Raw genomic sequence first — 21,653 nt, 5'->3', positions numbered from 1 at the left:
GTACCTTCGTCCGCGGTGTACGCTAGCGCAAACAGCCCTTCGGGGTTTCTCGCGCCCCGGACGAACCCACCATCGCTTCGACCTGTTGATCGCATCGCGACCGGTGGGCATGGACGGCGCAGCGAGCCGTCCTTCAGGGTCGGACGGCAGCCTTGGGATGCGCGTCCAGACTTGCCTGCGTGTTTCGCGGATACAGATGCATCAGGCTCACGAGCACGCCGTTGGTCCAGCCGAAGCCGACCTGCAATGGATACTCACCCCCTCCACCGGCAGTCGCGTCGGCCTCGACCGTCCGGACGTTATACTTCTCGAGCAGTACGCCCGACTGCGCGTAGGCCGCGACCTCGCGCTCGATCCAGCGCTGCGCGATCATGCCCGCCAGCTCGTTTTCGCCATAACCGCGCAGGCCCATCACCGTCATCCACTGCATCGGCGCCCAGCCATTCGGACTGTCCCATTGCTGGCCGTTCCGCTCCAGGCTCGTGGTCAGTCCGCCCGGCTTCAGCAACTGCGCGCGGATCAGGTCGGCGATTCGCCGGCCCTGCGCGGCGGTGGCGAGATGGAAGAACAGCGGCACCGTCATTGCCGCGGTGACCTGCCCGGTGCGTTTTGCCTGGGTCCAGTCATAGTCGGTGAACGTCCCGGACTGCTCGTCCCACATCAGGCGCCGGATCGCGGCGATACGCGTGTCCGCACGGGTCTCGTAGCGGGCCGACGCGGCCGCGTCGCCCTTCAGCGCATAGGCATAGGAAAGGGTCTGTTCCATATGCGCGATCAGGCTGTTGAGATCGATCGGCAGCAGATGGGTCACGCGTATGGTCGCCAGCGTCTTGCCGTCGCCCAGCCAGCGCGAACTGAAGTCCCAGCCGGTCTCGCCGCCGGCGCGCAGCTCGCGGTAAATTTCGGCAGGCGGGCGTCCGCTTGCCTTGGCCGTCTCGACATCCTCGCGATAGGATTCGTCCCTCGGCACGTCGCGATCGTCCCAGTAGCGATTGAGCAACGTGCCGTCGGCGAGCCTCACCAGATGACGGTGCGCCTCGCCCGGACGCAACGTTGCCTCGCCTTCCATCCAGTAGTCGTACTCGCGCTGCAACTCCGGCAGATAGGTGAGGTAGGCCTGGTTGCCGTCATGCACCGCCATGAGGTCGATCATGCAGGCGAAGAAGGGCGGCTCGGACCGGCTCAGGTAATAGGTGCGGTTGCCGTTCGGGATGTGGCCGTAGCGGTCGATCAGCGACGCCATGTTGCGGATCATGTCGGTGGCGATGTCGTGCCGGCCGTCCTGCTCGAGCCCAAGCATGGTGAAGTAGCTGTCCCAGTAATAGATCTCGGTGAAACGTCCGCCGGGAACGACATAGGGATAACGGAGCGGCAGCAGCGACGAGAACGGTTCCGTGGCATCCGGCGTGCGCGTCAGCACCGCCCACATCTCGGATATATAGTCGGTGATCGGCTGCATGACCTGCGGCCGGAACCCGATTTGTCGCAGACGCGGCAGGCTGAAATTCGCCGCGACGAACGAAGTCAGCGTGAAGCCGGGCTTTGTGCTCTCGGCACGGTAGTCGGCCATGATCGCATCGGGCGCCCGTCGCGGGATCGCGTCGGCAAAGGTCTTCTGGTCGGGGAACACGCGCTGCATCTCGACCTCGCGATAGAGTTCGCCGAACAGGATCGACGGCGGTTGCAGCACGACCGGCGCCGGCGCTGTCGCGGTATGCGCCGGGACGCGCGATACGGTTTCCGCGATTGCTGTGCCACACAGCAGGGAGACGCACAGGATTGCGGCGTATGGCAGGTAGCCACCGGCGAAGAGGCGGAAGCGGTGCGCGACCTGGCCTGCCATACAAGGGCTCCTAACCATGGTTCGGTGGACGGAACGCGATCGCGGCGATCACGTTTGGCGGGAAACGGCCCGGCATTGCCCGGCACGCCCCGACGGGCGATGGCGCCCTGTCGACCGGGATTTCGGATGGCGGCCCCGATCAGCAGTGCAGTTCCTGAACCCGGAGCGTCGGCATCCGGCGCGCCTGCCCGTAGCGCGGCAAGGTCAGGCAGAGTGCGGCACATAGCACCAGGCATGCGCCGATTGCCAGGAGGGCGAGGGTATAGGAGCCGGTGCGGTCATAGACCAAGTCGGTCAGGAACGGCGAGATGCCCAGCACGATCACATTGATCCCGAAGATCATGCCGCAGATCGCGCCATACGCGCGCAGTCCGAAATATCGGCCGACCAGGTAGGGGATGGCGCCATAGTCGGTGCCGATGCCGAGCCCGATCAGGAACGCGCCGGCCAGCAGCGCTGCAGGACTGATCGCGGTGCCGAGGATCGCGAGCCCGGCTGCCGCCAGCAGAAAGAACGGCGCCATGATGCGCGGGCTGCCGGTGCGGTCCAGCACGGTACCGAGCACGAGTTGCCAGAACGATCCGGTCATGGCGATGACGCCGACCGACAGCGTGGCGATCGGCAGGCCGATGCCGCGATCGGTGAGCATTGCGACCACATGGGTGAACACCGCGGTCAGCGATCCGGCTCCCAGCGCCATGACCCCCAGGATCGACCAGAACCGCACGGTGCGCATCGATCGGGCCAGGGTCAGCCCGTCCGCCTCGGGCGACGGGCCGGATGTTGCGGCCGGGCCTGCCGGCGGGTCGCGCAGGAGCAGCACGATCGCCGGCAGGCCGACGCACAGCACCACGAGGCCGAGCGCCAGGTAGGCATTGCGCCAGCCCCATCCGGCGACCGCCGCACCTGCCAGCATCGGCATCAGTGTGCAGCCGACGCCATTGCCGACGCCGCCGACCAGGCCGAGCAGGAGGCCGCGTCGCTGGCTGAACCACGCGGAGACCAGCTTGGCGTAGAGCATGGCGCTCGGGATCGCCGAGGCGATGCCGAGCAGAGCGAACAGCATGTAGGTGCGAAACGCGCTGCCGCCGGTGAAGGAGAGCGACGCCACGCTGGCAGCGAACAGCAGGTTGCCCACCAGTGCCACGCGGCGCACGCCGATCCGGTCTGCCAGCCGGCCGACCAGCGGATAGGTTGCCGCACAGAGCACCGCCATGATGATCAGCACCAGCGACACGCGTGCGCGGGGCCAGTGCAAGTCGCGCGAGATCGGCACCAGGAACACGCCGAAGGTGGCGTTCACCACCGGCGTGCTGCTCACCACCGTGGCGAGCAGGCAACCCACCACCGTCCGCGACGCGTCGGAGCTGCGATCCATGAGTATCTTCCCCCGGCACCGCCGACCTTCGGAGAACGGCAGCCCGGGACGACAAGCACAGGTCGGGCCAACCGTCAGCCCGGCTCCATGGCCGCGGTGGTTACCCGACCCCGGCGGTGCTGCATCAGCAGCGCGATGCTGAGGCTGATCCCGTATCCCCACAGCAGCCAGGCACCGCCAAGCCGGCAAACCTCCGACCCGGTACCACTGCGGAGGCACGGATGTTGCTGCCTAGGCTGCTGGACGGAACCGCCTGAGCAGGCCAGTCTTCCCGGTAGGTTTTTCCGACAGATTGCCGAGGGTGCGATGACCGAGACCAGACACTCCGCTTCAACCGGCCGTGCCGCCCGGACCGGTTTCCGCACTATAAACGGCAGTTGCCGCGCATTGCCGGAGGGTAGCCAGCACGCCGGCGACGTTCCGGCGGACCATATTATCGAGGCCAGCATCTATCTGCAGCCGCGCGACGAAGCAGCAATCACCGCCAGGCTCGCCGCCATCGCCGATCCGGACGCACGCCGGAGCGCGCTGTCCGATGCGCGCACCGAGCTCTACCGCGGCGACATGCGGGAGGTGTCGGACTATGCGACCTTGCACGGCCTGACCGTGACCCTGCTGGCTCCAGCCAGACGGCTGATCAGGGTCGCCGGCAGCCCCTCGGCGATCGAGGCGGCGTTCGGCACCAAGCTGTCGCTGTACCGGAACGGCAGCACCGAGTTCCGTGGCCATGACGGCGATATCCAGCTTCCCGAGCATCTGCATGCGCTGGTCGAATCCGTGCTGGGGCTGGACAGCCGTGCCGTCGCGCACACAAGGATCGTGCGTCCGCATCAGGCGCAGCCGAACGGGCTGGAGCCGAACAAGCTCGCGGTGCTGTACGATTTTCCGACCGGGGTGGACGGCACCGGCGTGACCATTGCGCTGATCGAGCTCGGCGGCGGCTTCAGCGCATCGGATAATACCGCCGCGTTCAAGGCGATGGGGCTGAAGGTGCCGCGGGTGATCGCGGTCTCGGTCGATGGCGGCCTCAACACCACCGGCTCCGATGCGGATGGCGAGGTGGCGCTCGATATCCAGGTCGCCGGCGGTCTGGCCCCGGGCGCCGAACTCGCGGTCTATTTCGCACCCAACACCGATGCCGGGTTTTCCGACGCGATCAGCCAGGCGGTGCACGACACCACCAACAAGCCGTCGGTGATCTCGATCTCGTGGGGCGGGCCCGAAAGCAGCTGGACCTCGCAGTCGGTCGCCACCATGAATTCGGTGCTGCAGGACGCGAGCGGGCTCGGTATCTCGGTCTATGTCGCGTCCGGCGATAGCCTGGCGACCGACGGGGTCGATGACGGCAAGGCGCATGTCGATTTCCCGGCATCCTCGCCATACGCGATCGGCTGCGGCGGCACCCACATCGACGTCAGCGGCAGCGCGGTCAGCAGCGAGGTGGTGTGGAACGACGGCGCGGCCGGCGGCGGCGGAACCGGTGGCGGCATCAGCGACCTGTTCGACATCCCCACCTTCCAGGCCGGGATCGCCCTTCCCGCCAGCGTGAATGGCGGGCGCAAGGGGCGCGGCGTCCCGGACGTGGCCGGCGATGCGGCACCCGGCAGCGGCTACCTGGTGGTGGTCGGCGGCAAAAAAGAGGTGGTCGGCGGCACCAGCGCGGTGGCTCCGCTCTGGGCCGGACTGACCGCGCTGATCAACCAGAAGGCGAGGGTGCCGGTCGGCTTCCTGCCGGACTTCCTGTATCCGCAGGTGAAGGCAGGCAAGGCGCTGACGGTGGAGATCACCACAGGCGACAACAAGCCCGAGGGCTCGGCGCTCGGCTACGCGGCCGGTCCGGTCTGGAACGCCTGCACCGGGCTCGGCCGGCCGGACGGCAAGGCATTGTTTGCCGCACTGACCGCACGAACTGCAACCGCGACCGTCTGAGGCCTCGGGCGCCGGGGCCGGGTCACGACGCAGGTCGCGGGTCGGCTCCCATGACGCAATCCCGGCCGGCCTGCTTGGCGAGGTAGAGGTAGCGGTCGGCAAGAGACAGAACGTCGAGCGGACCGCCGGATACCTCGGTGGAGGACGCCAAGCCAAGGCTCGCGGTCAGCGTAAGGTCCGATGAATAGAAGCTCCAATCGATGACATGGATGGCGCGGCAGATCCGGTCGCAGACGGTCCGGGCTGCCGTGTCGTCGATGTCGGACATCACCAGGACGAACTCCTCGCCACTGTAGCGCGCCGCCAGATCGCCGGGCCGGCTGCCCGCGACAATCTCCTGTGCGATCCTGACCAGAACCTTGTTGCCGACGACATGGAAAAAGCGGTCGTTGATCGATTTGAAATGGTCCAAGTCGATCATGACGATCACGTATTCCCGGCTGTCCAGCATACCGAGAGTCCGCAAGCTGTCATCGAGGTGACGGCGGTTGCCGATACCGATCAGTGCGTCGCGCGGCGTGTCCTCGGTCAGCGCCGCTCCAGCAGTTCGAACGATTTCACGATCTCGGCGGCGAACTGCGCCTGCAAGACATGATACTGCCTGAAGCAGCCGAGAGCCTGCTCGAATGCGCCGATCTGTTCATGAACCATCGAAAGCGTGAGGTATCCACCCACGACGCTTTCGTGGTTGCCGATGCGGTTCCCGATCGTCAGCATGGTCTCGGCAAGATAACGGGCCTGGCGAGGGAGGTGCCTCGCCAGCATCAAACTACTTTCGAGCTCGAGACGATGCGTCAGAAGACGGTCGCTCGAGATGTCGGCGATGGCGGTGTTTGCAACGGTGATGAACTGCGCTCAAGAGAATTCAGCGTTGGGCAGGTTAATGAGATACTGGCCAAATTATAAGCAAGCCGAAGCGTGAAAAACTGGCCGGATCACCACTCAGTGCAGTCGCGGATGGCGGATCGCCTCGATCAGGTCCGGACCGCAGCTCACGAGTAGGTTGAGGCCGATCCCGGCGGATAACGCGATCAGACCGAACAGCACGTAATGCGCGACGGCAAAGGTCAGGATTTCGTCGACCATCGAACCGCCCTTCCCCATCGCGCCCGGGATTCCGCCGAACAATTTCGGCGAAGAACTCCTTACGATGCAGGGATAACGCCGGGTAGGTTGGAAAGTGCGCTCCGTCTCGATTTTCTGTTGTTATATCAAGAAGCGATCGCTTGCAGGATGGCGATGCTCTCGACGCAGGCGGCGGCGGCCTCGCGTCCCTTGTTGTGGGCATCGGGGCGTGAGCGGACGATGGCCTGCTCCTCGGTGTAGGTGGTGAGGATGCCGAACGCGATAGGCACGCCGGTTGCCAGCGAGGCCTGCATCAGACCGGTTGCTGCGCCCAGGCTGATGAATTCGAAATGCGCGGTGTCGCCCTTGATGACGCAGCCGAGGCAGATCACCCCGTGGTAGCGGCCGGTCCGGGCCAGCGCCTGGGCGATCAAGGGCAGCTCGAACGCGCCAGGAGCGGCGATCAGGTCGGCGTCGGCGACGCTGATCGCATGCTCGCCGAGCCATTCCAGCGCGCCCTTGCGGAGGCCGCCGGTGATGTCTTCGTTGAACCGACTGACCACGAGGGCGATCCGCGGTGGGGTGGCGAACCGGAAATCAGGCAGGGCGGCGGGGGCATTGGTGCTCATGGCGCGGACTCTATTCGGCTGCGTGCGGGAGGTCGTTCTGTGCAGCGGATGACATCTCCGCATGCAGTGTGTGTCCCATCCGGTCGCGCTTGGTCCGCAGATAGGCCTGGTTGTAGGCGGTGGGCGCGGTTTCGAGCGACGGACTTGCGGCGACGGTGAAGCCGCGTTCCTCGAGAGCGGTGATCTTGGCAGGGTTGTTGGTCAGCAGGGCCAGCGTCTGCACCCCGAGGTGACGCAGGATCGCGGCGGCGACCGTCCAGTCGCGTGCGTCGGCCGCGAAGCCCAGCCGATGGTTGGCCTCGATCGTGTCCAGGCCCTGATCCTGCAGCTCATAGGCACGGACCTTGTTGGCGAGGCCGATGCCCCGGCCTTCCTGGTCGCGCAGATAGACCAGCACGCCGGAGTCGGCGCTGGAGATGCGGTCCATCGCCGCATGCAGTTGCGATCCGCAGTCACACCGGAGCGAGCCGAACACGTCGCCGGTCACGCACTCGGAGTGCAGCCGGACCAGCGGCGGGCGAGTGGCCGGAGCCTGGCCGGGATTGCCCTTGACCAGCGCCAGATGCTCGGCGCCGGCCGTATCGCGGAACGCATGCATCTCGAAGACGGCGGTACCATCGGTCCCGAACGACCCGACCGGCAGGCTGGTGGTGGCGATATGGGTAACGACCGGCTCGGACAGATATTCGACGAGTTCGGCGATGGTCACGATCGGCATGCCATGCTCGATGCCGAACGCGCGTAGCTCGGGCATCCGCGCCATGTCGCCGCCGGCGCTCATGACCTCGCAGATCACCGCCGCCGGCCGCAATCCTGCCAGGCGCGCCAGGTCGATCGAGCCCTCGGTGTGGCCGGTCCGGGCCAGCACCCCCCCCTTCACGGCGCGCAACGGGAACACGTGACCGGGCGAGATCAGGTCGCCCGGCACGGCCTCGGCTGCGACCGCCGCCTGGATGGTGCGGGCGCGGTCATGCGCGGAGATGCCGGTGGTGACGCCTTCGGTGGCTTCGATCGAGACGGTGAAGGCGGTGGTCCGGGGCGCCCGGTTGTCGACGACCATCATCGGCAGGGCAAGCTGCTCGACCCGAGCCTCTTCGAGCGCCAGGCAGACCAGTCCGCGGGCATGGGTGACCATGAAGTTGATGGCCTCCGGGGTCGCGAACTCCGCCGCGATGACCAGGTCGCCCTCGTTCTCGCGATCCAGGTCGTCGGTCATGATGACCATGCGGCCGGCACGCAGCGCCTCGATGGCCGCTTCGATGGACGGTGTCAGGGGTTTCGAGGTCATGCGTCATCATCCCACTGGGTGTTCGAAGTATCTGAAAGCTCGGGCAGCAGCGACAGCGGCGACACCTCGCCTGCCCGCCGGGGCGACAGGCTGACATCGAGCCGGTCGACCGGATCATGCCGGGTCGGGTCCGCCTGGGTGATCGTCAGCCAGTCGTCCCAGAGCCCGGCTTCGCGCAGGCTGGCCAGCACGGATGGGCCGGCCTCGACCATCGCCCACATCACGCCGGCCTCGCCCAGCGTCGGCAGCACTTCATCGAGCGAGCGGATCGACCGCACGTCGAAGCCACGCGCGCCGGCCGCCTGGATGGTCTCGGCGGACACCCGGTCGCCGCGCCCGAGTATCGCCAGGATCCGGCGCCGGCCGGGGTGGTCGGGCAGATGGCGAACGGTAAAGGATGGATCGTCGGCGAGGATGGTGCCGGTGCCGGTGATGATCGCATCGGTGCAGCGACGCAGCCGATGCGCCAGACGCAGCGAGGCCGACGAGGTGAAGGTGCTGGCGCCGCGCGGAGGGATCATGCTTCCCGACGCGTCGAGCGCCTGCTTGACGGTGATCCAGGGGTGGCCGGTGATCGCACGGCACCGGAACGGCGCGATGAGGGCCTGGCAGGCACGGGACAGCGCATCGTCCGGACCGTTCAGCATGTGGACGGCGATGCCGGCATCGCGCAGCCGTTCGGCACCATGGCCGGTCACCAACGGATTGGGGTCGGCGCTGCCGATCCAGACGGTGCGGACCGGGCTGGCGAGGATGGCCTCGGTGCATGGACCGGTGCGGCCGGTATGATTGCAGGGCTCGAGCGTGACAACGAGCGCGGCCGCCTGCGCCGTCAGGCCGGCCTGTTCGAGCAGGCGCAGCGCCTGGGCCTCGGCATGGGAACCGCCGGCACGCTGATGTGCGGCTGCCACCAGGACGCGGCCGGTCGCATCCAGGATGGCGCAGCCGACCGGCGGATTGGGCGTGGTGGCACCGATGAACGCGCACGCCGCCTCTATCGCCGCCCGGAAGCCGGCTTCGACTCCAGGTGGTCGTTGCGAGGCATCCGAACCCGGGCCTAGCGGTGGAGGTCGTGACAGCGGCGCCGCAAGCATAATCAATCGAATCCCGTCCTGACGGACGTGACTCAGGGCACAGCTTTCCGGTCATGCCACTCCGTTGCCGGAACGGCAGTCTCGTCAGCGTTCTCTCCCATCCGGACTATACCGTCGGCTCCGGGATCTCACCGGATCTGCTCGACCCTGCTGCGTAGCCCAGCAGGCGCTCGCGGGCTGATGAAACAAACGGTCAGACCGCCTGCCTTCAAATACCGCCGGTGGGGAATTTCACCCCGCCCTGAGAACATCTCTGGTGCGATTATGGATAGTCCGGCGCCGATCGCCAAGTGGGCCACCTACTCCCGCGTGTAGGCGCTGGGACCGCGGGACCGGGATCAGCCTCTCCAACGGGACGATCTCGCTGCGGCAGCGGTCGCGGACGGCGTGGCGTCCCTGACAATGATCCGGGCGCGCGTGCCTGTCGGGCCTGCAAGGCGACAAGGTCGACCGCTGGCGGATCGGTGCCGGCGCCACCATGTCCTGTCGGGTGCAGGCCGATGGCGCATGTTCGTATGCGGACGGACCGGATTTAGCCGCGATGGTGGAGAGCAGGCCGGATGTATAGCGGGATTTCACAGGCCGTGGTTCCGGTGATGGAGCGTACGCCCGGCGACGGCAGCACCAGCTACGTGCTGCGCCTGCCCGAGCCGTTGCTTGAGGGATTGAAGCTCGGCGCCAGCGTCAACATCGACGGGGTCTGCCTGAGTGCGGTCACCATCGACCATGACCTGGTTTCGTTCGACGTCTCCGACGGCACCATGGCGATCACCAACCTGGGTGACCGCGCCGTCGGCAGCCGGGTCAACGTCGAACGCTCGCTGAAGAGTGGCGAGGAGAATGGCGGCCATGCGGTAACCGGCCATATCACCGGCACCGCTCCGATTACCGGCATCAATACCGGCACCGGGGCGCTGTATCTGCGGGTCGCGATCCCGGAGGCGCACCGCAAATACGTGTTCGTGCGGGGTTACCTGGCGCTTAACGGCTGCAGCCTGACGGTTGCCGAGGCTGACGAGGCCACCGGCGAAGTGAAGATCAACCTGATCCCGGAGACGGTGCGCCAAACCAGCCTGGCCGACTACCGGGTGGGCGATCGCATCAACTACGAGATCGAACTGCAGACCCAGATCATGGTCGACACGATCGAGCGGTGCATCCGCCAGTCGCTCCAGCGCAGCTGACGAACCGCTCTTTCGCGCGCCTGGCACAGTCCCGGACGGCCTCCCGGCGGTTCCTGCTGCTCTACGGACCGAACGGGTCTCGTCGCGGCCGGGATCGGTGACGATGGCCTGTCCACGCTAGATATGTCGGAATGTCGACCAGCAGGCCGAAATCACGCCGACTCTTCGCGAGCATCACGGGACCCGCGCGCCATGAACATCCCCCAGCCGACCCGGTTCGGACTGCCCTCCGATACGGGGGCGAAGGATTTCGGCCTGTTCCTGCCGGTTGCCAACGGTGGGTGGATCCTGTCCTCCACCACGCCGGTCATCGACGGATCGTACGAATACAACCGCAGGGCCGCATTGCTGGCCGAAGCGATCGGCCTCGACTTCGTCATGTCGATGGCGAAGTTTCGTGGCTACGGCGGCAGGACCGATCATTGGCGCACCTCCCTCGACAGCACGGTGCTGATGTCGGCGCTTGCGGCACAGACCAGCCGGGTAAAAATCTGGACCACCTTCCACACCCTGCTGCAGAACCCCGCGGTTGCCGCCAAGATGATTGCGACCCTCGACCAGGTGAGCCATGGCCGCGCCGGGCTCAACGTGGTTCCGGGCGCCTTCAAGGGCGAGTTCGCGCAGATGGGCGCCTGGCCCGATAACGTGAATCATGACGACCGCTACGAGCTTGCCAGCGAATGGCTGCGGGCGGTCAAGAGCCTGTGGACCCAGCCTTCGACGACGCAACGCGGGCGGTACTTCAATCTCGAGGATTGCCACTCCGATCCAAAGCCGGTGCAGTCGCCACGGCCGTTCATCGTAGCCGCCGGAATGTCCGAGCGCGGCATGCGGTTCGCGATCGAGGAAACCGATGCGATCTTCATCGGCGGCCGCGACGATGACGAGCTCCGCGCGACCAGCCTGCGCGCCAAGGAAATGGCGCATGAAGCCGGCCGCCGGCTGCGCACCTACGCCATGCTGATCCTGGTGATCGAGGATAGCGATGCCGAAGCGGAGGCGACCATCGCCCGGTTCCGCGACGGCTTCGACGAAGAAGCATTCTACGGGATGATGCGCTCCTACGGCATGATCGACGCCGAGATCGGCCGCGAGAACGCGTTCACCGCGCGGGCCCGCACCGGCATCACCGCGCCGCATGCCGCGGGCAGCCCTGAGACGATCACCCGCCGTATGACCGAGCTGATCGAGCATTGCGACCTGGACGGCATGATGCTGATCTTTCCGGACTACCTGGACGGGCTCGCCCGCTTCGGCGCCACGATCCTGCCGGCGCTGCATGCCCGGTTCGGTCAATGACTGGAAGCCTGATGCGCCCCCCCTGCACCCTGTCGTTCGATTACATGATCGGAATGGTCGGCAGTTTAATAAGATCCCTTCTTCGGTCTCCGATCTTCGAAGCAATTCCGTTCTAGAACTTGACTCCGGCACCTAGGAATATCGAGCGTTCGGGCTGCGTCCAGAACAACGGCATGTTGGCGGCGACAGTGTAGCCCGCCAGACCATTGATCCTGCGGCTGTCGAGCAGGTTGAAAATCTGTGCCTTGATCTCGATCGGTGCGGCACCCCGGCGAGCCAGGGTCGTGGCGGCGGAAATATCGAGCTGGTTGGTGGGGTCGATCCATTGCGCACGCCCGACATCGCCATAGGAGCCGCCGACCCAGCGATCGATGACCGACGCGCTCACCCCGTTGCGGGCATAGGTCAATCCGGCGGCAAGCGTTGCCTGGGGTGTCGTCGGCGCCGGACCCGAGACACCGCCGGCGCTCGCAGATTGATGTGCCTGGTTGAGCGAACCGCTTCCATACAGGCTCAGTCCGAACCCGAGCTGACGGGAGCCCTCCGCCTCGATGCCGCGATAGACGATGCGCCCTTCCGCGAAATCCTCGCTCTCTCCGCCCACAGTCCGTACGCCCACGGCATTGTCGAAAACGATCTCGTAGAGGTCGGCCGCGATCGCCAGTCCCGGTCCGGACCACGTCGCGCCGACCTGGAAATTCCAGGTATTCTCCGGCGATATAGCCGCCGTCCGCGGGTTGCTGACATCGAACAGCTGGAGTTGCGGCGCCAGGAATCCCCTTGCCACCTGCGCGTAAAGGCTCAGTTCCGGGTCGAGGCGAGCCCGTGCGGTGACGGATGGCAGGACCGCACCGAACGCACGGTCGACCCGGGTCGGCTGGCGGGTACCCTGCATGACGTCTGCCGCAATATCACGATCGAACCATGCGCCTTTGAGGCCGGCCGTGATGTCGAGCCATCGGCGCACCTGCCAGTCGAGCTGGGCATAGGGTTGCAGCGTGAGAAGCGTTTCCCGCTGCATCCGGTCGATCGCGCCCGAACCCGGCACACCCCGAACGACCGCCAGCACCGGGTTGAGCGCGCCGCCTTCGGTCTCGTCGACCTCGACCAGACTGCGGGCATTGGTCTGCCGCTCGATCCAGGCACCCGCATCCAGCGACAGGCCGGTCGAAAGCCTCCTGGTCGCATGGAGCACGTCGCCCCAGGCACGCAACCCGATGCGGCCCATCTGCCCGGGCACGTGGTCGATCCCGAGCGCGGTGCCGTTCGGCGTCTCGCCGTTCGGATCGAGCCCATGGCCGAGATGTCGGTCGAGACCGTAGCTGTAGAGCGTATCGGTCAGGGTGGACCCGTCCGGCAGCGCGACATCGAGTGCCGCATAGGACATGTCGGTGCGATACGCCGAGCCGCTATAGCCCCCATAGGCCTGCGACCGCGGATCGTCGTTCAGCGCCGTAGCCGGCCCGAATACCGCGATCTGCTCGCGCGTCGCACCGGGCGGCTCGTTCTGGACCGTACGGCCGGCATTGCCGACGAGCGTCAGCGTGACCGATGGCGCCAGCGGCACGACGAGCTTCCCGAACACGGTGGCGCGCCGTTGCGCAGCGCCGTCGAGCGCACCCTTGCTCTGCACTGCCTCGACATCGAACACGCCCGACGCGCCGCCAGGCAGGCTCCCCGCTCCCGACTTCAGCAACAGGCCGCCGGTCCGTGTAGCGAAAGATCCGAGGGACCCGGCGGGCGCGATCGTGCCTGGGCCGGACGTGCCCAGCGAGCGGAGCGCGACGGTGCCGCCGAACGTCGCATCGCCGATCGTCGCGGCATCGCCCGGCCCGCGATCGACCGTGACGCTGGATAAGTCGCGCATCGTGAAATAGGCCGAACTATGATGGGTGAAATCGTCGCTGTCGGCGAACGGGATGCCGTCGTAGGTCACGTTGTACTGGCCGTCGGTAAAACCGCGTATCGTCAGGATCTGCGCCTCTCCGAGTCCGGGACCATTGGGGGAGACATCCATGACCGAAGGCGTCAGCCGGACCGCATCGGCGTAGTTGCCGGTCGGGGCGACGTAGCGATCGAGCGCCGCGCGGCCGACCACGGAAGCGGGTTCGCTCGCATCCGCCTTCTGCATGCTCGGGACATCGATGGCCGCAGCGCCGGCATCGTCCGGGTGCACCATGACGATTTCGGTGGGTTCATCGGCAGAGGCGGGGGAAAGCTGCAGCGCGGCCGTCCCGATGGTCGTCAGGAGGATGCCGGCGGCCAGGAGCGAGGTCTGCATCGCCGAGGCTTTATCCCGGAGCCGATGGTTCGCCATGTGATGGTTTGATGATTCCGCCGCATTTTGCGCGGGGTTTCGACATGCGCGACCGATCGGCGCCGGGACCGGTTATCGTCGGTCGTCGCCACGCCGATTACGCGAGGTCGTCAGGCGAGCCGCTCCGCGAGCGCCATCGCGGCAGCCGGTGCGCGATGCTTGGCGCCGGAAATGACATAGGCGAACACGTCGCGCCCATCGGCGGAGAAGTCGGCCAGGCGGCTGGCCCAGCGATCCAGGTCGGCCGGCGCGTAACCGGCCGGCTCGGCATCCTCGGTGCGTTCCAGCCGCAGATAGACGAACCCGGCGGTGATGGCCTCGACCAGGTCGCTCTTGCTCGTCTCGACCATCGCGCGCGCGATACCCCGCTCGGTCAGAAGTGCCAGCGCCTCGGGCGACGCGAAGCTCGCGTGCTGCGCCTCGATCACGTGGCGCAGACGCAGCCCGCCGAGCGTTTCCGGCAACAGATCGAGATACTGCGCGACGACCCCAGCATCGAAAACCCGCGTGGGCGGCAGCTGCCACAGGATCGGGCCAAGCTTGTCGCCCAGTTCGGTAAGGCCCGACTCCAGGAACCGGGTGATCGAGGGCGCGGCCTCGGCCGGGTCCTTGCGCTGCGCCGCACCGCGCGCCGCCTTCACCGAGAACAAGAACCCGTCCGGTGTTTCATCCCGCCATTTCGCGAAGCTCGCAGGTGTCTGGGTCCGGTAGAACGTCCCGTTGATCTCGATCGTGGCGAGGTTCGAGGACGCATAGGCAAGCTGCTCGGCGGGCTTCACCGAGGGCGGGTAGAAGGTCTCCCGCCACGCCGGATAGACCCAGCCACCAATGCCGGTCCGGACCGTGCCGGCCTTGTTCGCATTCTTCGCCATACCGGGCCTCGCTTCGCGTTCGAACTCATCTTGATCCGGGCAGCCCCGCCAGCACCAGCCTGATCCTGTGGCCATCCAGCATTCCGCGCGTACCGGGACCCAGGCCGCTTCGGATCAGCTCCGTCCTCAGCAGGTCGGGGAAGCGCTTGCAGCAGCCGGGCCGGTCCGCCGGCAGTTCGATGGCGATCTCGATGAGGCCGACGCGGCCGTAGGCCTGCACCGCCCGCTGGACGACCCAAAGCGACTTCGGATCGAGCACGGTCTCGTCGTTCGCCTGCACGGCCAGCCGCATCAGGGGAACCGGCGGCGGTGCCGCGGTAAGGTCCTCGCCGGGCACCTTCGGCATCGGCTTCGGCGGATAGCCCCACTCGAACAGCACGAGCCCGAAGCCGGTCCGCTGTGGCACGTTGGCCGATTTGCTGGCGGCATTGCCGACCGAGTTTTCACCCGCAGCGGTGCCAAAATTCGGATTGGGATAGGAGTAGGCGCTGCCGAACGCGGTGGTGTCGGCACCGGTATTGGGGTCATGCAGGCTGTTGTCGACCTTGGGAACGGTCGACGGATCGGGCAGCGGTGCATTCCTGAGCCGACTTGCCGGCGATGGCGGACCGGACGAATGGAAATCGTAACCGCCCTCGACCGGAACGCTCAGGGTCACGCCCCCTGCCGGGGCCTGGCTGGTCGAGGGTGTCTGGCCCCAGGCCGGATCGCTTGCGGTATTGGCGGTGGTTTCAAGAAGGACGAGCGCTAGTATGGCCGCCTGCGCAACGCGGCGGCGGCCCGCGAACGGGGTGAGGCGTGACGACATGGAGATGCTGTAGAAGCCGCCCGGCACGCAGGCAATCGGCGCGATGTTTCGATGTGCAACCCGGTCGGGTGTTCCCGGCGGTCGTGGCGCCCGGTGTCGCTGTCAGACCCTCTCCGTGCCCGATGTGATCGGAGGCAGGGTCGATCGCGCCACGGGCAGGTGTGATTTGGCGATCTGCGCGGCAAGCAGGCGCGTCAGGGCCGCCACGCGGATCGGCTTCTCGCACCGGGGAATGGCGGCATAGGTGTCGGGGATGATCCACAAATCATAGCCGGTGGCGAAAACGAACGGAATCCCCAGTTCCATCAGCGTGTCGGCAACCGGATAGACACGGTCGCCGTCGAGGTTCACGTCGAGCACCGCGCCGTCCAGCCGATGATGTTCGGCGGCGATCAGCGCCTGCGCATCCTTGATGGAGCCCGCCATTCCCACGATCTGGGCGCCGCAATCCTCGAGCGCGCCGGCGACCTCGATAGCGACCAGGTAGTCGTCCTCGACGACCATCAGCCGGCGACCCGAAAGGAGTGAGCTTGCCGGTTCAGTCAAGGCCCGCCCCCGTCCCGGTCGCTGCAACCGGTACAGAGATATGGCAGTGAACGCCGTCCGGGCCAAACTGCAGTCTCGTGTGGGCCCGCAACTGGTAGGGCAGCGCGCGCTCGATCAATTCGCTGCCATAACCTTTCCTTCGTGGCTCGCCGGCCGGCATGACGACGCCGCTCTCGCGCCAGTCGAGCACGATCCGTTTCGCGTCGACTCCCTCCGTGCGCCATGTGACCGAGAGCTGTCCCGATGGCTGCCCCAGCGCGCCATACTTCACCGCATTGGTGGCAAGCTCGTGCAGGGCCAGTGTGAGCGCCTGCGCCGCTCCGGCCGACACGACCGCCGGGGGCCCCTCGATATGTACCTTGTCCGCGGCCCGGCGGCCATCGGCATGAGCCGCGAGTTCGGCTTCGACCAACGTGCCCAGGTCCAGGGCCTGATGGTCGGTCCGCGCAAGCAGGCCCTGCACCCGACCGAGCGCTGCCAGCCTCTCGCCGAATTCGGCATCGAATTCCTGAAGCGAGGCGCTCGCACGCAGCGTCTGCCCGGCGATCGAGCGCACCACGGCCAGCAGGTTGCGCGTGCGATGCTGAAGCTCGGCCAGCAGAATTTCCTGCCGCTCGCGGAGGTTCCGCATATCGTGGATATCGGTGGACGTGCCGACCATTTCACCGGCGACGGCATCGCCACTTTCGATCTGCCTCGCTCGGGTCTGGTGCCAGCGATACGCACCGTCGACTGCCCGGCGAATACGGTGCTCGATACTGTAGTCGCCGCCTTCCTGCGCTGCACTCCAGGCGGCGACCGTCGCCTCGCGATCGTCCGGGTGAATCGCGCTCAGCCAGCCGAACTTCAGGCTGTGCTCGAGGTCCAGTCCGGTAAACTCGATCCATTGCGGGCTGCCCCAGGTGCGATCGCCCGTTGTCCGGGTTCGGAACACCAGTTGCGGCACGTTGGTCGCAAGCACGCGGAACAATTCCTCGTTCTCGCGCAGCCGCTTTGCCGTGACGTGCCGCTCGGTCAGATCGCGCAGGATCTTGACGAAGCCGGCATCCGGACCGGCGAGCGGGATCAGCAGCCCTGATCCCCAGAAGCGCGAGCCGTTCTTGCGCAAATGCCAGCGCTCATCCTCGGCCCGCCCGTCCAGCATGGCCTGGGCCCGCTCGGCCTCCGGTATGCCGGCAGCATTATCTTCCGGCGTGAAGATCACGTTCGAGATCCGGCCCAGGATTTCCGCATCCCGATAGCCGGTTAGGCGCTCGGCACCCATATTCCAGCTTGTGACGATGCCGGCCCGGTCCTGTGTGAAGATCGCAAACGCAGTGACGCTGTCGGCAACGCACTCGAACGATTCGCGCATATCGGGAGGCCGCATCCTGGTTCGTTCACCTGATCGCTGGTTTCGTGGCGTCTCCGGCGCAGCGGTGCCTTCGAACCGGCGTGAGCGCCAAAGGGAGCGCTCCAGATGCGATGGGCCTGGCGTCGGCGCACTGTAGCCGCAGAACGGCCCCCTACAACCAGATGCCGTCATCACGATGATGGGAATTACATCACCTGTTCGGCCGGAGATCTTGAGCCGGTTCATGACGACTTGAACGACCGGATCAATTATTTCGTGATGACTTCAAGCAGCGTTCCGGACCGACCAAGCGCCGGAGTACCGGACCATCACTGTCCAGGGGTTCGCGGGAACGCCACCACCGTACCCTCGACCGACAGGCGCACCGCATCGCCATCCCGGAATGACAGCGCCTGCGCACCGCCGACCCGGGCCAGCAACGGCGTCTCTAGCATCGGCAGCACGAGGCCGAGGCTGGCATCGTGACCGTAATAGGAAACCGACGCGATGCGTGCGTCGCAGCCGGAACCGGATAGCGGGCCGACGACGATCTGTTCCGGCCGCACCATGACCATGACCGGGCCATCCGGCGTGGCCGAAGCCAGGACCAGGCGACCGAGCGCGCACGCGACACTGGGTCCGGTGACATGACCCTCCATCAGCACGGCTTCGCCAACGAAACGAGCCAGTTCGGCGTCGACCGGATGGCAATAGAGCTCGGACGGGGCAGCAATCTGCACAAGTCGCCCGTGTCGCAGCACGCCGACCCGGTCGCCCATCGACAGCGCCTCGGACTGGTCGTGCGTCACCAGCAGCGCGGTGGCACCGGCGCGGGACAGCGCATCGGCGACCGCGCGCCGGGTGCCGGCCCTCAAGGCGGCATCGAGCGCCGAGAACGGTTCGTCGAGCAGGACCAGGCTGGGTGCCGGCGCCAGCGCCCGGGCCAGTGCCACCCGCTGCTGCTCGCCACCGGACAATTCCTGCGGCGGCCGCGCGGCATAGGAAATCGGCAGGCCCACCAGCTCGAGCAGCGCCTCGGCCCGGCGGTGTTCGCGACGGGCGTTCCGGTCGAGCCCGAACAGGATGTTGCGGCCCACCGACAGATGCGGGAACAAGGCGCCGTCCTGCGCCACATAGCCGATGAGCCGCTGCTCCGGCCGGCGATGCAGATCCGGGCCGGACGCCAACTGGCCGCCGATCGAGATGGTGCCTGCATCCTGGCGCTCGAAGCCGCAGATCAGCCGCAGCAGCGTGGTCTTGCCGCCACCGGATGCACCCAGGATGGCAACCAGGCTGCCCTGCTCCACCTCGAGCTCGAGCTGGTGCAGAACCGGCACGTCGCCGAACGATTTGGACAGGCCCCGGATCGCGAGCGCGGACATGGGCGACCCTATCCCACCGGGATAATGCCGGCACTTCTGCCGAACCGACGCGCCAGGATCCAGGTCGAGATCAGCGAGAGTGCCACCATCGTCGCCGCATAGGGTGCCGCGGCCGCGAAGGCGAGCGTGGTGGTGTCGGCCCAGACCTGCGTCGCCAGGGTCTGGGTGCCGATCGGCGATAGCAGCAGGGTGGTGGTCAGCTCGGTGACGATCGCCACGAACACCAGCGCGCCGGCCGCCCCGAGGCCGGGTGCGGCCAGCGGCAGCACGATACGCCGGGCCACAGCGAACGGTCCGAGCCCGAGCACCCGGCCGGCATCCTCCAGCCTGGATTGCGCCTGGGTGAATGCCGCCCTTACGCTGACCAGCGCCAGCGGCAGGAACAGGATCGCGTAGGCCACGACCAGCAGCGGCGCGCTCTGATACAGCGGTTGCAGCAGGTTGATCGCCAGCGTCACCAGCGCCAGCGCCACCACGATCCCCGGCACGCCCTGGCCGAGATAGGCGATGCGTTCCAGAACGGTCGCGGCACGGCCGGGATAGCGCACCGACAGGAAGCCGAGCGGCAATGCGAGGAGGAGGGTCAGCGCCGCTCCCGCCAGGGCCAGCGACAGCGAGCCGGCGGTCGCCTGCAGCAGCAACGGCCAGGAGACGCCGGCAGCCGAGGTTGCTGCCGAATTATGCTGGGTCAGCCAGAACACGATCATGCCGAGCGGCACACCGATCGTGGCGAAGGCCAGCGCCACGAAGAACAGCAAGGCCGGCAGCATGGTCCACCCCAGATGGTAGCGGGATGGCGACCGGCGTGCGCCGCGGGTGAGCGATGCGTAGGTGCTGCCACCGCGCACCTTCAGCTCCAGCGCGAGGCACAGCAGGCACAGCAGGATCAGGACCGTCGCCAGCAACGCCGAACTGGGACCGGCCAGGCCGGTCCGATATTGGGCGTAGAGCTGGGTGGTGAAGGTCCGGTAGCGGAGCAGCGCGAAGGCACCGAACTCCACCAGCACGTTCAGGGCCACCAGCAGCATGCCGCCAAGCAGCGCCGGCCGCAGCTGCGGCATGACCAGGCGGATGAAGCAGCGCCAGGGACCCAGGCCCAGCACGCGGCCACTCTCCTCGATCGCCGGGTCCATGCCGCGCAGCGCGGCGGCGACCGGAAGATAGACCAGCGGCATGTAGGCCGACCCCACTACCAGAAGCGCGCCGGTGAAATCCTGCAGGTTCGAGCTGAGCGACACCCAGGCGTAGCTGGTGATGAAGGGCGGGATCGCCAGCGGCACCGCCGCCAGCACCGCGAAGGCACGCCGTCCCGGCAGGTCGGTGCGCTCGACCAGCCAGGCGCAGGTCACGCCGACCACCGACGTGACCACCACCGACGCAAACACGAGCCCGATCGTGTTGAGCAGCAGCTCGCCGACCAGCGGTCGCCACAGGAGCGAGACCGCTTCGGACCCCGCGACGCCGGTTGCTTCCAGCACCGTGACCGCCAGCGGCAGCAGGACGAGCAGAGCACCGACGGTGGCGCAGGCCAGAAGCAGCGCCGGTGCGCGACGAAGGCCCTGCCGCCGCCGCCGCAGTGCCGCGCCAAGGATAAGTCGATGCATCGTGCCCGACGTGCCGGGTCGGACCGCTGTCTAGAGCAGGCCGGCCTCACGCAGCAGCAGCGCCGCATCCTGGTCGTCGCCGAGATCCTTAATCGAGATGGCGGGCGGCTGGAGCTGGTCGAACGGCTTCAGGATCGGGTTTGCCTTCACGCCCTTGGCCAGCGGATATTCGAAATCGACATTGCCGCTGCCGAGCATGGTCTGGATCGGCTTGCTGATCAGGAACGCCAGGAACTTCTGGGAAGCTGCCTGGTGCTTCGAGGTCTTGAGTACGGCCGCGCCGGACACGTTGATCAGCGCACCGACATCGCCGCCGGCGAAGTGATGGATCTCGCTCTTGGTAGCCGCACCCTTCTCCTGGTGCAGGCGCGCCCAGTAGTAGTTGTTGATGATCCCGGTCGCCACTGCGCCACGATCGACGGCGGCGACCACGGCCTCGTCATCGTCGAACACCTGGGCGTTGACCTTGAGCGCCTTGAGCCAGGCCAGGGCGGTGGCACGGTTCTTCAGCTTCACGATGGCCTCGACCAGGGGCAGGAAGTCGGCGTCCGCCGGCGCGATCGCGACACGGCCTTTCCAGGCCGGACGAGCCAGATCGAGCAGAGAGACCGGCAGCTTGTCGGCAGCGATCATCGATGGGTTGAACGCCAGCACGTTCTCGCGCACGAGCACACCGAGCCAGTGCCCGGTCTCCGCATTATAGCGGCTCGGCATGTCGGCGAGCGTTGTGGCATCGACAGGCGACAGCAGGTTCTTTCCATCGAGCAGCACCAGTTCGGGCGAGTTCTCGGTAAAGTAGATATCGGCCGGCGAGGCCTTGCCCTCCTGCACGATCTGGCTGGCGATCTCGGGCGCCTCGCCGAAGCGGGTACGGACCTTGATGCCGGTCTGCTTGGTGAAGGCATCGGTGATCTGGTTGACCATCTGCTCGTGCTGCGCGCTGTAGAGCGTGAGCGTCTCGGCCAGGGCAACTCCGCCGCCGAGCGTGCCGAGGGCTATCGATGCCAGCAAGGCGCACATGAGCGGTGAGGAGGCCTTGGTCGACGGTAGACGCATGGAACCTGGTCCTATGAACGGGCCGC

At 66.9% G+C, this 21,653-nt stretch carries 19 protein-coding genes and 1 riboswitch; of the genes, 3 read left to right on the top strand and 16 right to left on the bottom strand.

What is annotated here, in order from left to right; translation table 11 throughout:
* Positions 1-133: 133 nt before the first annotated feature.
* Both treF and HN018_RS01945 read right to left on the bottom strand, forming a co-directional pair.
* A complete protein-coding gene (gene treF / locus HN018_RS01950; protein ID WP_171836095.1) occupies positions 134-1,843 on the bottom strand; it encodes an alpha,alpha-trehalase TreF in 1,710 nt (569 codons plus the stop codon).
* Between the two features lie 139 nt (positions 1,844-1,982).
* Complete coding sequence (locus HN018_RS01945; protein ID WP_171836096.1) at positions 1,983-3,221, bottom strand: MFS transporter; 1,239 nt, start codon at positions 3,219-3,221, stop codon at positions 1,983-1,985.
* 306 nt (positions 3,222-3,527) lie between these two features.
* Here HN018_RS01945 and HN018_RS01940 point away from each other — a divergent pair, with 306 nt between their 5' ends.
* Complete coding sequence (locus HN018_RS01940) at positions 3,528-5,150, top strand: S53 family peptidase (protein WP_171836097.1); 1,623 nt, start codon at positions 3,528-3,530, stop codon at positions 5,148-5,150.
* Positions 5,151-5,172: 22 nt separating this feature from the next.
* Here HN018_RS01940 and HN018_RS01935 read toward each other — a convergent pair whose 3' ends face one another.
* The 6 genes from HN018_RS01935 to ribD form a co-directional block, all read right to left on the bottom strand.
* A complete protein-coding gene (locus tag HN018_RS01935; RefSeq protein WP_275434318.1) occupies positions 5,173-5,682 on the bottom strand; it encodes a GGDEF domain-containing protein in 510 nt (169 codons plus the stop codon).
* A complete protein-coding gene (locus HN018_RS01930) occupies positions 5,679-5,915 on the bottom strand; it encodes a hypothetical protein (protein WP_171836098.1) in 237 nt (78 codons plus the stop codon). The genes HN018_RS01935 and HN018_RS01930 overlap by 4 nt, the downstream gene beginning before the upstream one ends.
* A gap of 177 nt (positions 5,916-6,092) precedes the next feature.
* The gene (locus tag HN018_RS01925) at positions 6,093-6,236 is read right to left on the bottom strand and encodes a hypothetical protein (protein WP_171836099.1); all 144 of its coding nucleotides are present in this window, start codon (positions 6,234-6,236) and stop codon (positions 6,093-6,095) included.
* Positions 6,237-6,361: 125 nt separating this feature from the next.
* Positions 6,362-6,844 (bottom strand): 6,7-dimethyl-8-ribityllumazine synthase, encoded by a 483-nt coding sequence (gene ribH, locus HN018_RS01920; RefSeq protein ID WP_171836100.1) that lies wholly within the window; start codon positions 6,842-6,844, stop codon positions 6,362-6,364.
* Between the two features lie 10 nt (positions 6,845-6,854).
* On the bottom strand, positions 6,855-8,132 hold the full coding sequence (gene ribB, locus HN018_RS01915; RefSeq protein ID WP_275434167.1) for a 3,4-dihydroxy-2-butanone-4-phosphate synthase: 1,278 nt from the start codon (positions 8,130-8,132) through the stop codon (positions 6,855-6,857).
* Positions 8,129-9,226 (bottom strand): bifunctional diaminohydroxyphosphoribosylaminopyrimidine deaminase/5-amino-6-(5-phosphoribosylamino)uracil reductase RibD, encoded by a 1,098-nt coding sequence (ribD, locus tag HN018_RS01910; protein WP_171836192.1) that lies wholly within the window; start codon positions 9,224-9,226, stop codon positions 8,129-8,131. The genes ribB and ribD overlap by 4 nt, the downstream gene beginning before the upstream one ends.
* Positions 9,227-9,311: 85 nt before the next feature.
* Positions 9,312-9,479, bottom strand: a riboswitch (FMN riboswitch).
* Between the two features lie 307 nt (positions 9,480-9,786).
* Between ribD and HN018_RS01905 the strand changes: the two genes are divergently transcribed.
* Positions 9,787-10,410: a riboflavin synthase subunit alpha gene (locus HN018_RS01905; protein ID WP_171836101.1), complete on the top strand. Its 624-nt coding sequence runs from the start codon at positions 9,787-9,789 to the stop codon at positions 10,408-10,410.
* Between the two features lie 192 nt (positions 10,411-10,602).
* A complete protein-coding gene (locus tag HN018_RS01900; protein WP_171836102.1) occupies positions 10,603-11,709 on the top strand; it encodes an LLM class flavin-dependent oxidoreductase in 1,107 nt (368 codons plus the stop codon).
* A gap of 112 nt (positions 11,710-11,821) precedes the next feature.
* On the opposite strand, the gene HN018_RS01895 is transcribed toward HN018_RS01900, so the two are convergent.
* The 8 genes from HN018_RS01895 to HN018_RS01860 form a co-directional block, all read right to left on the bottom strand.
* Positions 11,822-13,990 (bottom strand): TonB-dependent receptor, encoded by a 2,169-nt coding sequence (locus tag HN018_RS01895; protein ID WP_171836103.1) that lies wholly within the window; start codon positions 13,988-13,990, stop codon positions 11,822-11,824.
* 146 nt (positions 13,991-14,136) lie between these two features.
* The gene (locus tag HN018_RS01890; protein ID WP_171836104.1) at positions 14,137-14,898 is read right to left on the bottom strand and encodes a DUF72 domain-containing protein; all 762 of its coding nucleotides are present in this window, start codon (positions 14,896-14,898) and stop codon (positions 14,137-14,139) included.
* A gap of 25 nt (positions 14,899-14,923) precedes the next feature.
* On the bottom strand, positions 14,924-15,706 hold the full coding sequence (locus tag HN018_RS01885) for a hypothetical protein (protein ID WP_171836105.1): 783 nt from the start codon (positions 15,704-15,706) through the stop codon (positions 14,924-14,926).
* A gap of 102 nt (positions 15,707-15,808) precedes the next feature.
* A complete protein-coding gene (locus HN018_RS01880) occupies positions 15,809-16,210 on the bottom strand; it encodes a response regulator (RefSeq protein ID WP_204259639.1) in 402 nt (133 codons plus the stop codon).
* Between the two features lie 34 nt (positions 16,211-16,244).
* Positions 16,245-17,606 carry a sensor histidine kinase gene (locus tag HN018_RS01875; RefSeq protein WP_171836106.1) on the bottom strand — a complete coding sequence of 454 codons (1,362 nt, stop codon included), beginning with the start codon at positions 17,604-17,606 and terminating at the stop codon, positions 16,245-16,247.
* Positions 17,607-17,914: 308 nt separating this feature from the next.
* Positions 17,915-18,967, bottom strand: a complete 1,053-nt coding sequence (locus HN018_RS01870) for an ABC transporter ATP-binding protein (protein WP_171836107.1) — start codon at positions 18,965-18,967, stop codon at positions 17,915-17,917.
* An 8-nt stretch (positions 18,968-18,975) separates the two neighbouring features.
* Positions 18,976-20,571 (bottom strand): ABC transporter permease, encoded by a 1,596-nt coding sequence (locus tag HN018_RS01865; protein ID WP_171836108.1) that lies wholly within the window; start codon positions 20,569-20,571, stop codon positions 18,976-18,978.
* A 30-nt stretch (positions 20,572-20,601) separates the two neighbouring features.
* The gene (locus HN018_RS01860; RefSeq protein WP_171836109.1) at positions 20,602-21,627 is read right to left on the bottom strand and encodes an iron ABC transporter substrate-binding protein; all 1,026 of its coding nucleotides are present in this window, start codon (positions 21,625-21,627) and stop codon (positions 20,602-20,604) included.
* Between the last annotated feature and the right edge of the window lie 26 nt (positions 21,628-21,653).

This window comes from Lichenicola cladoniae (assembly GCF_013201075.1).
Taxonomy (GTDB): Bacteria; Pseudomonadota; Alphaproteobacteria; order Acetobacterales; family Acetobacteraceae; genus Lichenicola; species Lichenicola cladoniae.
The sequence above is the reverse complement of the archived record's forward strand: the minus strand, read 5'-3'. Positions and strand labels throughout refer to the sequence as shown.

Excerpts from the sequence above, each read along its gene's own strand:
- HN018_RS01885 (WP_171836105.1), bottom strand. The coding sequence starts at position 15,706 with ATGTCGTCACGCCTCACCCCGTTCGCGGGCCGCCGCCGCGTTGCGCAG.
- HN018_RS01925 (WP_171836099.1), bottom strand. The coding sequence starts at position 6,236 with ATGGTCGACGAAATCCTGACCTTTGCCGTCGCGCATTACGTGCTGTTC.
- treF (WP_171836095.1), bottom strand. The coding sequence starts at position 1,843 with ATGGCAGGCCAGGTCGCGCACCGCTTCCGCCTCTTCGCCGGTGGCTAC.
- HN018_RS01945 (WP_171836096.1), bottom strand. The coding sequence starts at position 3,221 with ATGGATCGCAGCTCCGACGCGTCGCGGACGGTGGTGGGTTGCCTGCTC.
- HN018_RS01900 (WP_171836102.1), top strand. The coding sequence starts at position 10,603 with ATGAACATCCCCCAGCCGACCCGGTTCGGACTGCCCTCCGATACGGGG.
- HN018_RS01890 (WP_171836104.1), bottom strand. The coding sequence starts at position 14,898 with ATGGCGAAGAATGCGAACAAGGCCGGCACGGTCCGGACCGGCATTGGT.
- ribB (WP_275434167.1), bottom strand. The coding sequence starts at position 8,132 with ATGACCTCGAAACCCCTGACACCGTCCATCGAAGCGGCCATCGAGGCG.
- HN018_RS01865 (WP_171836108.1), bottom strand. The coding sequence starts at position 20,571 with ATGCATCGACTTATCCTTGGCGCGGCACTGCGGCGGCGGCGGCAGGGC.
- HN018_RS01870 (WP_171836107.1), bottom strand. The coding sequence starts at position 18,967 with ATGTCCGCGCTCGCGATCCGGGGCCTGTCCAAATCGTTCGGCGACGTG.
- ribH (WP_171836100.1), bottom strand. The coding sequence starts at position 6,844 with ATGAGCACCAATGCCCCCGCCGCCCTGCCTGATTTCCGGTTCGCCACC.
- HN018_RS01880 (WP_204259639.1), bottom strand. The coding sequence starts at position 16,210 with ATGGTCGTCGAGGACGACTACCTGGTCGCTATCGAGGTCGCCGGCGCG.
- HN018_RS01905 (WP_171836101.1), top strand. The coding sequence starts at position 9,787 with ATGTATAGCGGGATTTCACAGGCCGTGGTTCCGGTGATGGAGCGTACG.
- HN018_RS01940 (WP_171836097.1), top strand. The coding sequence starts at position 3,528 with ATGACCGAGACCAGACACTCCGCTTCAACCGGCCGTGCCGCCCGGACC.
- HN018_RS01875 (WP_171836106.1), bottom strand. The coding sequence starts at position 17,606 with ATGCGCGAATCGTTCGAGTGCGTTGCCGACAGCGTCACTGCGTTTGCG.
- HN018_RS01860 (WP_171836109.1), bottom strand. The coding sequence starts at position 21,627 with ATGCGTCTACCGTCGACCAAGGCCTCCTCACCGCTCATGTGCGCCTTG.
- HN018_RS01895 (WP_171836103.1), bottom strand. The coding sequence starts at position 13,990 with ATGCAGACCTCGCTCCTGGCCGCCGGCATCCTCCTGACGACCATCGGG.
- ribD (WP_171836192.1), bottom strand. The coding sequence starts at position 9,226 with ATGCTTGCGGCGCCGCTGTCACGACCTCCACCGCTAGGCCCGGGTTCG.
- HN018_RS01930 (WP_171836098.1), bottom strand. The coding sequence starts at position 5,915 with ATGCTGGCGAGGCACCTCCCTCGCCAGGCCCGTTATCTTGCCGAGACC.